The 13,318-nt window shown below is 58.3% G+C and carries 14 protein-coding genes; 2 read left to right on the plus strand and 12 right to left on the minus strand.

Going from position 1 to position 13,318, the window contains the following annotated elements; translation table 11 throughout:
- The first annotated feature begins 7 nt into the window (after nucleotides 1–7).
- Nucleotides 8–517, plus strand: a complete 510-nt coding sequence (gene moaC / locus JM93_RS03240) for a cyclic pyranopterin monophosphate synthase MoaC (protein ID WP_145340603.1) — start codon at nucleotides 8–10, stop codon at nucleotides 515–517.
- Nucleotides 517–1,746: a molybdopterin molybdotransferase MoeA gene (locus JM93_RS03245; RefSeq protein ID WP_145340604.1), complete on the plus strand. Its 1,230-nt coding sequence runs from the start codon at nucleotides 517–519 to the stop codon at nucleotides 1,744–1,746. Before moaC ends, JM93_RS03245 begins: the two co-directional genes overlap by 1 nt.
- Here the strand turns inward: JM93_RS03245 and JM93_RS03250 are convergent.
- From JM93_RS03250 to JM93_RS03305, 12 genes are all read right to left on the minus strand, one after another.
- Nucleotides 1,743–2,438, minus strand: a complete 696-nt coding sequence (locus JM93_RS03250) for an RraA family protein (protein WP_145340605.1) — start codon at nucleotides 2,436–2,438, stop codon at nucleotides 1,743–1,745. The genes JM93_RS03245 and JM93_RS03250 overlap by 4 nt on opposite strands.
- Nucleotides 2,435–3,130, minus strand: a complete 696-nt coding sequence (locus tag JM93_RS03255) for an alpha/beta fold hydrolase (RefSeq protein WP_145340606.1) — start codon at nucleotides 3,128–3,130, stop codon at nucleotides 2,435–2,437. The genes JM93_RS03250 and JM93_RS03255 overlap by 4 nt, the downstream gene beginning before the upstream one ends.
- A complete protein-coding gene (locus JM93_RS03260) occupies nucleotides 3,127–4,275 on the minus strand; it encodes a cobalamin-independent methionine synthase II family protein (RefSeq protein ID WP_145340607.1) in 1,149 nt (382 codons plus the stop codon). The genes JM93_RS03255 and JM93_RS03260 overlap by 4 nt, the downstream gene beginning before the upstream one ends.
- A 63-nt stretch (nucleotides 4,276–4,338) precedes the next feature.
- On the minus strand, nucleotides 4,339–5,304 hold the full coding sequence (locus JM93_RS03265) for a cupin domain-containing protein (RefSeq protein ID WP_145340608.1): 966 nt from the start codon (nucleotides 5,302–5,304) through the stop codon (nucleotides 4,339–4,341).
- A 27-nt stretch (nucleotides 5,305–5,331) separates the two neighbouring features.
- Entirely contained in the window at nucleotides 5,332–6,300 is a 969-nt protein-coding gene (locus tag JM93_RS03270; RefSeq protein WP_145340609.1) for a nuclear transport factor 2 family protein, read from the minus strand.
- A complete protein-coding gene (locus JM93_RS03275) occupies nucleotides 6,287–7,318 on the minus strand; it encodes a LacI family DNA-binding transcriptional regulator (RefSeq protein ID WP_145340610.1) in 1,032 nt (343 codons plus the stop codon). The genes JM93_RS03270 and JM93_RS03275 overlap by 14 nt, the downstream gene beginning before the upstream one ends.
- The gene (locus JM93_RS03280) at nucleotides 7,318–8,085 is read right to left on the minus strand and encodes an SDR family NAD(P)-dependent oxidoreductase (RefSeq protein ID WP_170230493.1); all 768 of its coding nucleotides are present in this window, start codon (nucleotides 8,083–8,085) and stop codon (nucleotides 7,318–7,320) included. Before JM93_RS03280 ends, JM93_RS03275 begins: the two co-directional genes overlap by 1 nt.
- On the minus strand, nucleotides 8,082–9,134 hold the full coding sequence (locus JM93_RS03285) for an ester cyclase (RefSeq protein ID WP_145340611.1): 1,053 nt from the start codon (nucleotides 9,132–9,134) through the stop codon (nucleotides 8,082–8,084). The genes JM93_RS03280 and JM93_RS03285 overlap by 4 nt, the downstream gene beginning before the upstream one ends.
- A complete protein-coding gene (gene hisD, locus JM93_RS03290; RefSeq protein ID WP_145340612.1) occupies nucleotides 9,134–10,444 on the minus strand; it encodes a histidinol dehydrogenase in 1,311 nt (436 codons plus the stop codon). Before hisD ends, JM93_RS03285 begins: the two co-directional genes overlap by 1 nt.
- Before the next feature lie 105 nt (nucleotides 10,445–10,549).
- On the minus strand, nucleotides 10,550–11,086 hold the full coding sequence (locus JM93_RS03295; RefSeq protein WP_145340613.1) for an ester cyclase: 537 nt from the start codon (nucleotides 11,084–11,086) through the stop codon (nucleotides 10,550–10,552).
- A 40-nt stretch (nucleotides 11,087–11,126) separates the two neighbouring features.
- Nucleotides 11,127–12,284 (minus strand): carbohydrate ABC transporter permease, encoded by a 1,158-nt coding sequence (locus tag JM93_RS22060; protein WP_145340614.1) that lies wholly within the window; start codon nucleotides 12,282–12,284, stop codon nucleotides 11,127–11,129.
- Entirely contained in the window at nucleotides 12,281–13,306 is a 1,026-nt protein-coding gene (locus JM93_RS03305; RefSeq protein WP_145340615.1) for a carbohydrate ABC transporter permease, read from the minus strand. Before JM93_RS03305 ends, JM93_RS22060 begins: the two co-directional genes overlap by 4 nt.
- Nucleotides 13,307–13,318: the final 12 nt, after the last annotated feature.

The following is a 13,318-nucleotide window of genomic DNA, read 5'->3' on the forward strand; positions in this document are numbered from 1 at the left end:
TGACCCCATGACAGACACCGGCGACAAACTCACTCACCTTGACGACAGCGGCGCCGCCAACATGGTCGATGTGTCGGACAAGGCATCGACGTCGCGGATCGCAGTGGCGGGCGGCTCGGTCACCATGCGCCCCGAAACGCTTGAACTGATCAAGTCCGGCAACGCCAAAAAAGGCGATGTCATCGGCATTGCTCGGATTGCCGGTATTATGGCGGCCAAAAAGACCCACGAACTGATCCCGCTGTGTCACCCGCTGATGCTTTCCAAGGTCAGTATTGACATCGAACCAGACGACAATCTTCCCGGCCTGCGGGTGCGTGCAACAACAAAAGTCAGCGGCCAAACCGGGGTGGAAATGGAAGCGCTGACAGCCTGTTCCCTCGCCTGTCTGACGATTTATGACATGGCCAAGGCAGTTGATCGCGGCATGGTCATCGGGGACATCAGGCTGCTTGAAAAAGCCGGTGGAAAGTCCGGCCACTGGACCGTTGAGGACGGCGGGACAGGCGGCACGTGATGGGGGGAAAACAAACCGTCTCAAACCCGTTGATGCCGGTCGCCGAGGCCCTTGCCCGTCTTGTGGATGAAGTTGACGCAAGGCCAGCAGAAACCATTGCGCTTTCAAAAGCCAATGGCCGGGTGCTGGCGGAGAATATCGCCTCAACACGGACCCAGCCGCCGTTCGCGGTTTCGGCCATGGATGGATATGCCATCCGGCATGAAGACCTTGCCGCATGCCCGGCGCAGCTTACCGTGATTGGCGAAGCACCGGCCGGACATGGATTCCAAGGGAAGGTTGGCACAGGCCAAGCGGTCCGGATCTTCACCGGCGCGCCGCTCCCCGAGGGCGCCGACACGATCCTGATTCAAGAAAACACAACCCGCGCTTCAGAAACGGTCACAGCGCTTGAGCAACCTGCCGCCGGCGCATTTGTCCGACCCGCCGGCCTCGATTTCAAAACCGGCGATGTGCTTTTGCGCGCAGGCCGGTCTCTCAACTACCGGGATTTGGCGCTCGCCGCCTCAATGAACCACGCGCAGTTGCCGGTCCGCAGAAAACCGGTTGTCGCGATCCTGGCCACCGGCGACGAACTGGTGCCGCCCGGTGCCGAACCCGGCCCGGACCAGATCATTGCCTCCAATCACGCAGGGATCGCCGCGTTGGTCGAGGATTGCGGCGGGACCCCGCTTGATCTCGGTATTTCAAGGGATAACCCTAGGGAGCTCGTCTCGCATGTCCGCCGCGCGCTGGAGGCCAAAGCCGACATCCTAGTCACGCTTGGCGGCGCTTCTGTGGGCGATCATGATCTGGTGCAGGATGTGCTTGGTAAGGAGGGAATGGATCTCTCATTTTGGCGCATTGCCATGCGCCCCGGCAAACCACTGATGGCGGGGCGTCTGGGACACACAAAGGTGCTTGGTTTGCCGGGCAACCCGGTATCTAGCCTGGTCTGCGGCCTGCTGTTCCTGAAACCGCTGCTTTCAAAAATGCTTGGCCGCGACGACCAAGAGCCTCAATTCGGATATGCCGTCCTCGGGGCACCGCTCCCGGAAAACGACCGGCGCCAGGACTATATCCGGGCAGGCCTGAACCTTGGAGATGATGGACAGCCGATCGCAAGTCCGTTCCAAAAACAGGACAGCTCGATGCTCGGCCTTTTGGCCCAATCCGGCGCCCTCATCGTGCGGCCGCCTCACGCTACGGCAGCCTCTGCCGGAGACAAGGTCCAGATCATTAGGCTTTAGGTCCGGGATTTCTCGAATTCAAACCAAGCTGCTTCAAATTTCTCAAAATTGAAACCGGGTGCACGCGCCGGTGCCAGGATCAATTGCTCCGTTTGCAGCAGCTTGCGGATCGCCGTTTCAAGCCTTGGGAGAATGTTTTCTTCAATGATCACGGCACCGTGGCGGTCGGCATGCACCAGCTCGCCCGGTTGGATCTCCAAGCCGAAGACTGTGACGGGAACATCGATCTCGCGCACATGGACGAAACCGTGACTTGGACCGATCGACCCTGCGACCACAGGAAAACCGTCCGGCAGATCGCCGAGGTCCCGCATGACGCCGTTGGTCAACGCTCCGGACAGTCCAAACCCTTTGTGAACGGTGGTGTTGATTTCGCCCCAATATGCACCGATTGCATCTGGATAATCGAGGTCTTCGACGACTGCCACGGCAGGGCGCAGCCCCTCCGCCATATAGCGGTAATACGCCATCCGCCGGGCCTTGATCACTTCCGGTGGTTCGGTTGGAGGTGCCACAGCCGCGATCTTCGCTGTTCTGGCATAGCCGACCATGGCGCCGCCTTTTGGCGCGGAAGACAGCATGGTGCCGCGGGTAAAGCGGTTGAACCCGCGCTGTCCTTCGGCAACTTCAATGGCATTGCAAACAGTCGGAGTGTCGACCGACTTCAAGAGTTCAATCAGTTGCGGGGTCATTCCAGCTCCATCCAGGCGGCCAGGGCGCGGTTGACCGCGTCCGGTTGTTCCAGCGTCGGCAAATGCCCGGCTCCGTCAATGATCTCAAGGGTCGATCCCTTGACCAGGTCGTGCATCAACTCGTGCCGGTCGAGCGGGCACAGCTTGTCTTCCTTGCCCATGAGAATGAGCGTCGGCTTGCGGCACTGGATCAGGACATTCTGCTGATCAGGACGCGATTGAAGCGCGCGCGACTGACGCTCAAACACCTCGGGACCAAGGCCAAGTGCCATTTCCATACACAAGTCCAGGATCGGCTGGCGGTTTCCGGTCGGTGCAAGATATTGCGGTTTCAATTCATCCCGCATGACCTCAAGAAGCTGTCCATTGCGCACTTTTTCGATTTGCGGTTCGCGCTTTTTTTTCACCTCGTCCAGTTCCGCCCGCGGATTGGTGTCCAATAGAGCCAGCCGGTCGACGCGCTCAGGCGCCTGGCGCAGCACCTCCATCGCAACGATGCCGCCCATGGACAAGCCAGCCAATGCGAACCGTTCCGGACTGTGCTCGATGATCTCCCAGGCCAGCTCTTGAACCGTTTCATAAGCCGTGATCGGCGCAAGATGCACAGGCATTCGACTCGAAAAAAAAGCGAGTTGCGGACCATAGAGCCGCGCATCACACATCATGCCCGGAATGAGCAGCAATGGGATCACGCTGCCGCTCCCGCGGCTCTCAAACCGGCAATCCCAGCTCCCTCGGCTAAGGCTCCAAGCTTGGCATAGGCGATTTCCGGATCCACTGCGCCATATCCGGCAAACGTGCCAAACCCGCAATCGGACCCCGCAATCACGCGGTCCGCGCCAACGATGTCGGTGAAGCGTTCAAGCCGTTGGGCAACCACTTGCGGATGCTCTATGAAATTGGTCGTCGTATCGACCACACCGGGAACCAGGATCTTGTCCTCCGGGATTTCCGCCTTCCGGTCCCGGAACACAGTCCATTCATGGGCATGGCGCGGGTTGGAGGTCTCAAATAGAACATATCTGGCGCGGGCGTCCATCAACGTGGAGAACACCTTATCCATGGAGATGTCGCACACATGCGGGCCTTCATAATTGCCCCAACAAATATGGATGCGAACCTGTGCGGGGTCGATGTTTTGTAACGCATGGTTCAAGGCTTCGACATGAGTTGCCGCGATCCTCACGAACTCATCATCGGACAAATCGTTGAACAGCATATGCCGCGACAGAGCCAGGTCCGGACAGTCCAGCTGCAGGTCCATCCCGGCTGCGACAATCGTCTCATACTCAGCCTTCATGGCATCGGCGAGCGCATCCAGATAGGCTTTCCGAGTCGGGTAGAAATCGTTTTGCAGAAACAGCGAAATCACACCAGGCGAGGCCGCATTCATGAAGCCTCTCTCCGCTCCGTGCTCAGCCATAGCCGCCTTCAGATTGGCGATGTCCTTTTCAAGCTCGCCCTGCCCTTTTGAAGTCACCTCCCCGGTGCACATCGGCCTTGCGTATTTTGGCGTGCCGCCGCTTTCGGCGAGGCGTTTCAAAAAGGTCGGATACAGCTTGAGATCCGCAGGGGCGTTGCGCGGGCTGTCGCCGGAAAAGCCGGTGTAGCGGTCCTTGACGTAAGTCGCGTACGATATTTTCGAGGTTTCGCCATCGCTGACAATGGTCACGCCGGCATCAACTTGCCGCTTGACCGTGTCAGAGACCGCTTTTGCCATTGCCGCATCAAAAGCGTCCTGGTGGAAGGGCTCTTCGCGCTCCCGCGCAAAGATGAAATCAACGACCTCCTGTGTGCGCGGCAATGACCCCACATGAGTAACTTCTATTTTGGCCATCGTTTTCCTCGTTGTCTCACAAGCCGTCTGTGCCCGCTATTTTTCAAAAAAGCTTCCGCGCCTTCAGTTAGTCCAGGTCGGTCCGGCCTTGTCTGCCGTATTCATGACACGAAACAGGCTTGCCTCACCGCTCATCGCCGGGACCAACGTGTGTTCAAGTCCTGGCGGAACCGCGCAAGTGTCTCCCGGCGCGAGCGTTTTTTCTCCGCCCGCCCAACCGAGCTTCCAGTGACCGCGCATGACCATCAAGATCTCATGTGCTGACAGTTTGTAGGCATTTTCCGGCAGCGAGCCGCGGGTCAAGAATTCGACCTCAAAACCGGGCCGGTCCTTCAGCAGACCCGTTTCGCCAATGACCTGGCACGGCCGTTTTGCGGCCAGGGCCATCATGTCCCAGTATCGCGCTACATAATCGCGTACGACCTTATCGTTTTCAGGCTCCGGAAAGGCGCTCAACTCAGCATCGCTGAGAAGCGGCATCGGGCACACTCCGGCCGGCAGCGTCTGGCCCTTCTTGGTGTCGTACAAAACACCATTTTCACCAAGCACCAGACCGTGATCCTTGGCATCTTCGATGACCTGCGGCGCCCAGATCACGCCGCCTCCGGCATCATCTCCGCCCAGGATTGCCATGATCATTCCGTAGTCGGTGCCAATGTTTTCAAATCCCCGGAAAATACCGGTCGGGATGTTGAAGATATCGCCTTCCTCTAAAACAACCTCGCCCGCTGTGCCCCAGCGCCCCCAGAAGAACCGCCAGCGGCCTTTCAATACGTAGAAGACTTCTGCCGTCCGGTGTGAATGAAGCGAATTCCGGCATTTGGGTGGCTGACCAGCCGCGCCGATATTGAAGCCCGGTGTATCCTTGATGTGAACATGCTGGTCAGGACTTTCGGACACCCCGCCGCCGATGATGGTGAAATTCTCTTTATGGTCGGAACCGGGTGTGTGCGCATCGATGAAGGCGGTCCGGCACGGTTTCAAGTCGCCATAGCGGACGATTCGGGTTTCCATTTCCTCTGGGGTCATAATCGGAACTTTCTTGAAAACAATAATTCAACCGGTCTTAAGGGCGATCTGCTTCCAGATCGCGGTTTCGTCGTAGAGGACGTATTCACGGCGCAGCCCCCACGGACCGAACTCGGCATGGCTTGCCCCCATGACATAGACTTCGGCCCCCGTCGGGGCGCCGAACACGCCCCAGCCATCATGCTTACCGTGCAAAGACCACCGGATCGCCGCGCGCGGCGGCATCAGGGGATCGTCGCGGCCAATCTGGTGTTCAATGTTAAAGTTCGCGGAGGGAAAGCTGGCGCGCAGCCCCATCCAGAACCTGTCGGCATCCTCGAAGGAAACACCGTTTGTTCCGCCGGGATAGGCAAGCTGGCAGGCGCGGTCATATTCAGCTTCGATGGCCGCCATATCCGCCCCCATGATCCGGGTCAGAATGTTGGCATATTTTGCGCCCCACTGGTTGTCGTTTCCCTTGCCGATGTAGGGGCCGGGCTTGTCAATGGCGGGCGTAAACGGGCGAACGCAGGCCTCCGCCCCTCCTTCGCGCACGATCAAATCGTGTGCATATTGTTTCGGGTCCCAACCCATCTGGCGCACGATCGCGCCCTGATCGCGTATCAGCCATTCATCGTTGATCTGGTTGTTGATTGCATGGCAATCGGCGATGATCCGGTACTTGAGAGCCTTGCCGGTCGCCGCGCCATAAACGCCGTCACCCAAATGCGTCGCGGTCGATATTATCCTGTGCGATGACAGCATGCCGTCCTCGGGTGTGCCGGACCAGATCACATCCTCGCCAAGCAGCTTGCGATCCGGAAACTCCGCCAAAGTGGCCATCGTAGCGCCGATCACCCCTTTGTTGCCGACCACCACCGACCCGGGCGAACGAACAACGATGTTATCGGAATAATAGTGATGAAGAGTCGCGATCTTGCGGTCTTCCCAGATCTCTTTGGTGATCCCGATGATGTAGTCTGGAAAGTCTTTCCAGCGCGGGTCAAAGCCTTGCATCTGGCCATCCTTCAGGTATGCGTACGGACCCGCGGATCATCAGCGGACCATCAATCTTGATTTTTTGAACATGTGTACCGCCCTCCTCGATCCAATCGAGCAGCGTCGTGACCGTAGCCTCGACCATTCGGTTAGAGGGCTGGCGCAAGGTCGTGAGATCATAGGCAGGCCAGGACGCCAGAGACACATCGTCGTAGCCGACAACCGAAACATCCCCTGGCACCGACAGCCCCAATTCAAAACGCAGCACATCCATGACCGCAAAAGCCATGTGGTCGTTGCCGACAAAAACAGCATCAGGCCGGTCAGTGCCCGCAAACAGCTTGCGAGCGGCATCGGCAGCAATTTCACGCTTGTACATGCCATCGATACACGCAATCAGCTCCAGCCCCGCCTGTTCCAGTCCCGCGCGAAAACCGGCTTCCCGGTCCCGTCCGGTCGACGCGCCGGACCAGCCTGCGATGTGGGCAATTTTCTGATGCCCGCCGGCGGCCAGAAAGGACGCGATCTTGCGCCCGCCTTCGAAATTGTCCGAGGTGACCTGATTGAGCCGGTCGTCGTCCTGACCGCGGTTGAACAACACGACAGGAACCCCGGCCGCGGCACATCTGGCCGCCAGATCGTTCGACATGCCGACCGACGCTGTAATGATGCCGTCAACCTGATAGTCCAGCAGTTCGCCCATAACCTGATCGATCCCGGCTTCGTCGTTTGACACCATGAAGACGAGGATGTGATAGCCGCGCGCCTGAAGCGCATTCGACAGCTTTTCCAGGGCATCCGGATAGAACTGGTTTTCAAGATAGGCCACAACGAGGCCGATGATCCGGGACCTTCCGGTAATGAGGGACCGGGCCAGAACATTCGGCCGGTAGCCAAGCTCATCGGCGGCTCTGAGAACCTTTTCCGCCATTTTCGGGGAAACGGAGGCACCGGGTGTAAACACCCGGCTGACCGCCGACTGGCTGACGCCCGCCCGCTTGGCAACATCCACCGATGTGACCTTCTCCACCGTCATCAATCTGCCGTCCAGCCCCCGTCAACCAACAGGGATGTTCCCGTGACCAGCGCAGACGCGTCGCTGGCGAGATACACAACCGCGCCCATGATGTCTTCAACGACACCCGTCCGGCCAAGCTTGATTTTTTCTTCGACCCACTTGACCCTTTCCGGGTTGTCGAAGGTGGCCTCAGTGAACGGTGTGCGGATGAACGTCGGGCAGATGGTGTTGACGCGGATCCTTGATTTTCCGAATTCCAGCGCCATGGCTTTGGTGAACCCCTCCACGGCGAATTTCGAAGCACAATAGACCGCGCGGTCTATGCCGCCGACATGGGCCATCTGGGACGACATGTTAATCAAGGAGCCCGTCTTGCCGGCTTTCAGCAACCCCACGGCCACGGCCTGCGTGACGAAATAAGCGCCGCGCAGATTGACATTCATAACCGCATCAAAGTCTTCAGGCGACGTTTCGGTCGCCGGGGAATGGCGGGCAAGCCCGGCGCTGTTGACGAGGACATCAAACGGGCCTTTCTTGGACACGCTGACCTGCATATCCATGACGTCGGCGACATCCATTTGCAGTGCCGTCGCCGACCAGCCCCTGGCTGTCATCGCCGCAACGGCCTCTTCCAGCTTTTCAAGCCGCCGGGCCGCCAGAAACACATGTCCGCCGGCCTCAGCCAGGGCTGTGGCGCAGGCAAGGCCAATGCCTGAAGAGGCCCCGGTGACCAGCACCTTCTTTCCGGTTAGGGAAAAGCTCGGGGTTTTTGGAAGATCCATCATGACAAGGCAACTCCGGTTTCTGGGTCAAAGCCCGCGCGGGCCTTGTTGAAGTCCCGGAGTCGCCGGAAAACGTCAACGCCCAATTGTGAGTAGGCATCGAGCAGATCGACCAAGACCCAGTTTTCGCGGATCAGTCCGTTTTCGACCCGCCAGAAATCGAGACTGCGCATACTGATGCGCTTGCCTGATGGCGCAATGCCCATCCAGCCATCATCCGAAACGGTCTGGATCATGTTCGGCCAGCCTGTCACAGCGGCATAGTTGCGGTCTCCAAAGAAATGATAAGTGATATCATCGACATATTGGCCCCGGTCCGGCATGCCGCTCAAGAACGGGATCTGATGCCAATTCCGGAACCCCCTGATCCCGCGCCCGGTCCCGATGCCGGACGGCCCGTACCAGCTCATGCGCGGATGCCAGAAGCGCGGCATTTCCATCACTTCAGGCCCGCCCTGCGACGGATGCTTTTTCAAATACTCGAGCATTTCGACGATATGGAAGCAGGTCGCAGCCCCCTGCTCGCCGTCATAGGGCCCTGGTACCAGACCGTCCTGGGTTGCGGGACCTGGAACATGCCACTCGCGGCCAAGGCTGGGAGCCATTGGCCAACTGCCCGCCTGCATCATGACCTCAGGAATATCCCAGAGCGCCTGAAATTCGGTCACCTTTCCGTCGGTAAACTTGAAAAATTCATGGAACCTCAAGGAAACCTGATGGCCGGTCGGTGGAATATCCAGCCAGGACCGTTCGAATGACCCGGTATAGTAACCGCCGCAACCAACCCAGTTGTCACCCTTTTCCGTCGGCCCGGCCATGACGATTGTATCGCGGCGCTCGAGATCCGGGATCGCTTTGAGCAATGGCGCGTAGGCCGTGTTGTAAAACGCATCAGGGCCGACGGTATCGCCAAACGGATGGCACAGACGGAACAAGGCATCCGGGGCGCTTAGTTCCTGTAGCGCTCTGCGGACAGCACTTTCCTCGAAATCATACATGGCCGCCCGCAACGGAGCGATCAGAGCCTTGTGACGGGTATGCGTGTCCATCATTATTCCGCGGCCTCACCATAAGGCACATTGCCGCCGCCATACCGGCGCACCCGGATGTTTGCCTGCTCTGCATGCCCGACAAACCCCTCGAGCATACACAGGCGTGAGCAATATGCGCCCATCTCCGCGGCCGCCTCATCCGTCAGGATTTTCTGATAGGAGTGGGTCTTCAGGAACTTTCCAACCCACAGCCCTCCGGTGTACCGGCCGGCTTTCTTGGTGGGCAGCGTGTGGTTGGTGCCGATTACCTTGTCTCCATTGGCGACATTGGTTCTGGCACCGAGGAACAGGGCCCCGTAACAGGTCATGCGCTGCAGGAACCAGTCATCGCGGTCGGTCATGACCTGAACATGCTCGGATGCAATGTCGTCAGCCACTGCCAGCATTTCGTCATAGGTGCCGCAAAGGATCACCTCGCCATAGTCTTCCCAGGACTTTGCAGCCGTATCGGCGGTCGGCAGGATCTTCAAAAGCCGGTCAATCTCCTCCAGGGTCTGAGTGGCCAATTTGCGCGAATTTGTGACGAGGACCGCTGGAGAATTGTAGCCGTGTTCCGCCTGCCCCAGGAGGTCGGTGGCGCACATTTCCGCATCTACGGTGTCATCGGCAATCACCATGGTTTCGGTTGGCCCGGCAAAAAGGTCGATGCCGACCCGGCCGAAAAGCTGCCGTTTGGCTTCGGCGACAAACGCATTGCCCGGTCCAACCAGCATGTGCACCGGATCAATTGTTTCCGTGCCGATTGCCATTGCACCAACAGCCTGTATGCCGCCAAGCACGTAGATCTCATGCGCTCCGCCCAGATGCATCGCGGCAATCACCGCCGGGTTCGGAGCGCCCTTAAAGGGCGGGGTTGCAGCGATGATCCGCGGCACTCCGGCCACAGAGGCCGTGGCGACCGACATATGCGCCGAGGCCACCATCGGGAATTTCCCACCGGGCACGTAACAACCGACCGATTGGACGGGAATGTTCTTGTGACCCAGGATCACACCCGGCAGGGTTTCCACTTCAATGTCGAGCATGGAGTCGCGCTGGGCTTGAGCGAACCGGCGCACCTGAGTCTGAGCGAATTTGATATCGTCCATGTCGCGGTCTGAGACCTGGCTCATCAGCGCTTCAATCTCGGAGGGGGTCAGTTTGAAACTGTCCGGAGCATAATTGTCGAATTTCACTGACAAATCCCGGACCGCTTCGTCTCCTCTGAGTTCGATATCCTTGAGTGTGCCTTCGACAATGGCCCGCACCTTGGCGTCGTCTTCAGACCGTTCCGCTTCGGGCTTGCCGCGCTTAAGATACTCAATCGCCATGTTTCATCCCCTTTAAACCGCCTGAGGCCCTGGTCTTCCGCTGCCGGAGTTCATTCTTTTCCCGAGTGAATATGCATACGTATGCACCTTATATTAAAGCGCCGTTCAAGCTGCCCTTTCCGGTGCCGGTGGCACACGCTCGCCGCGATCAAAGGCTTCCCAGCCTTCGCCTGAAAAAACGTCCTTTCCAAGCTGTGAGAGAACATATGGAAAGTCGACCATGACCCAGTTGTCGACAATCTTGCCGTCAACAACCTTCCAGAAATCCATGTAGCGGATCTCGACGCGTTTGCCGGTCGGCTCAATACCCATGAAGGAGCCGGAATGAGTTGCCTCCTGACGCCCGAATGCCGCCGCCCATTCCCCCATGTAGAGGCGGGCCTCATCGACGCAGACCTTGTCAGAGAACGCGGCCTGGAACGGCTTTTGCCAATTGTCCTGGAATTCCCGCAAACCAGTTTTGGTGCCACAGCCGTAATTGCCCATCCATCTGAAGCTTTCTGCGAAAAACTCGCCTATGTCTCCGATGCGATGGTCGTTGAGGCCATCGACCATACCTTCGATGACCCGGCGGGTGTCTTCGGTCTTGGTCAAGTCCGTCTCGCGGCTCAACACCGCCTGTTCTGGACGCGATCCCTTCATCGCCACATCTCCTGAATGTCTCGAAACATCATCTGACCGATTATCCCTTTACCGCGCCCGCGGTGAGTCCTGACACGATCTGACGCTGGAAAATCATCACCAGCAGGAACAGTGGCGCGGTGATCGACACGGCCGCTGCGACTGCCTCGACCTGATCGGTCGTTGTTGTTTCGCGGTTGAAATAGCCGGCAATCGCCGGAACCATGGTCTGGTTCTGCGCATCCAGAAGCAGCGAGCAGACCAGATAATCATTATAGGCCAAGAGGAAGCTAAACAGGCCGGTGGTGATAACGCCCGGCCACATGACCGGCATGATCACCCATCGGAATGCCTGAAAATGCGTACAGCCATCAACCCGCGCCGCTTCATCCAGCTCTGTAGGAATATTCTGGAAAAAGGAACGCAACATCCAGATCGTGAACGGCTGGTTGATGGACACCAGAACGGCGATCACCGCCCAGGGCTGGCCATAGAGCGTCGGCGCCGCGTCCCCAAGGATCGGGCGCAGGATTTCCGCGGAATTGATGAAGGGCGGCAGATATCCGGCCACCAGAACCGAATGCGGCAACGCGCGGAACACAAGCGCGATAATCAGGATCCAAAACGCGAGGTTCGAGCCGGAACGTGCCAGACCATAACCTGCCAGCGTTCCGACCGTCAGCGATACGGTGACGACCCCGGCGGTGATAATCAGCGAATTGATGAAATTCTCATAAAACGCATTGTCCACCCAGACGGCCCGGTAGTGCTCGGTCGTCATGCCCAGGATCGGCTTGCCGAAGGGGCCAAGGACAGTGTTCACGGCACTTAAAACCGGCGGTAGCAGACCGAAGAACACAATCAGGAAACCAAGGGCGAACACCAGCACGCCAATGATCCAGCCAACCACAAGAAGATGCGGCGGCGAATACTGCTTGATCAGCCGCGGCAAGGTGTTGAGCGCCAAATGGATGGCCGCCCAGAGAACCGCGATGCCAACAACGATGCTGACAATCGACAAACCGCGTCCACTGGCCACTGTTTCAGGCCCAAAAATCACCTCGAACGGGTTGGCGGCAAACGCATCGACCGGGTCCTTCACGCTCATCACCGCGATCCAGAAGATCGGAAAGGCCGCGATCACACACCAGAAGGCAAGGAACCCGGCGGAAGACAGGCGCAGCGCCATTGGTTGACGCATGGAAGATGGAACGCTCATACGCGGCCTCCCTTGTGATCGCGCCATGTCTTGCGCAGCAGCGGCACCAGCAGGACGACAATGCCGATCATGGTCAGCATGGCGCTTGCCGATGCGCGGGAAATAGAGCGGTTGCCGCTGTCATCGGGCGTCAAGAAGTCATAGGTCAACCATTGCAGGGAAATTCGGTGTGCCTGGCTTGAGAACCCGACGATCTCCTCAAACACCCGATAGGAATCCATAAGGTGGATCAGGGAAATGAACACGATCAGCGGCATAAGATGCGGAATGATGACATAGCGCAGGCGTTCCCAGCGGCTGGCGCCGTCGATAATGGCCGACTCCAGCGTATCCTGATTGACCGTCTGCAGCCCGGCGTAAAAGACGACGAACGCAAACGGCGCCACGTGCCAAACCCGGTAGAACATCATAAGGAGCTCAATGGTCCAGCCTTGCGCAAACATCGAGATGTTCTGCGAAAACGCCCATTCCAGAAAGGCAGTCATTATGCCGTCGCCGATGAACAGCCAGCGGATGGAAAGCGCCCCGATGACGGGTGTGATGATGAACGGCAGGAGCGAAACGAAGATGATGGGGCCACGTATCAGACGGGACGCATTGTTCACTACCACAGCGATCAAAAGCCCGGCACCGATAACCAGGGGAAGCGTTACCAGTGTGAATGTCAGCGTAAAGCGGAGCGCTTTCCAGAAATCGATCGTCAGCAACGCCCGGAAATCGAAGGCACTGAGCGCCGCCCATGCCCGGTCCGGCTCTAACACGTTCCGGTAGCTTTCCAGACCGACATACTTGACGGTGGTGACGACTTTTCCATCCTCACCGATGATTGGCTGGGTTTTTTGCTCGGTCACACAGGTCTGCGTCGGAAAACCTGGGGTGCAGGTTTCCACCTCGACTGTCTCGAACACGGGCTGGGTGATGTAAAAGCTCTGGAAGAAAACGCTGATCAGGGGGGCTGCGATAAACAGCAGCATTAGGAAGATGGACGGACCGACAAAGGCGGCAAACGTTTTGTATTTCATTTTTGCCCTCCC

Origin of the sequence: Roseibium hamelinense, assembly GCF_007830545.1 — a bacterium.
Taxonomy (GTDB): domain Bacteria; phylum Pseudomonadota; class Alphaproteobacteria; order Rhizobiales; family Stappiaceae; genus Roseibium; species Roseibium hamelinense.